General features: G+C 33.7%; 1 pseudogene. It reads right to left on the bottom strand.

Going from position 1 to position 404, the window contains the following annotated elements:
• A pseudogene (locus CI957_RS10415) lies at nt 1–302 on the bottom strand (RNA-guided endonuclease TnpB family protein); the annotation flags it as partial.
• Nucleotides 303–404 lie beyond the last annotated feature (102 nt).

Genomic DNA, 404 nt, shown 5'->3' with positions numbered 1-404 from the left:
TTTGCAGATAAAGTTCCCTTCGATTGTAAACGCTTTCGCATTGACTTGTATTGGTTGCGAAGATTCTTAATTTCACCACCAGCAAAAAAACTACATTTCTTGTCAGTGGTAGAAGCAACAGCAAGATAGTTCATACCTACATCTATACCCATGAATGTAGAAGCGTCTGTTATTTCTTTATCAGGAACTTCTTTTTCAATAGATAAATGGAAATAATAATCTCCATCTTTATGTTTTACAACTTTGGATGCCTGATATTTCCATGAGCCATCAAAATACTGTTTCGCATGTTCATAATTCAAAATGGAATATGCTTTTCTTCCGTTGATAGTAGTTATTTTGACCGTATCTTCATCAATTACAAAATCCCTTTTGTATGAAAAAGTCATTGAGGATGGCGAAAA

Origin of the sequence: Methanohalophilus sp. WG1-DM (assembly GCF_004104135.1) — an archaeon.
Lineage (GTDB): Archaea > Halobacteriota > Methanosarcinia > Methanosarcinales > Methanosarcinaceae > Methanohalophilus > Methanohalophilus euhalobius.
This window is presented reverse-complemented; position numbering and strand designations above follow the sequence as displayed.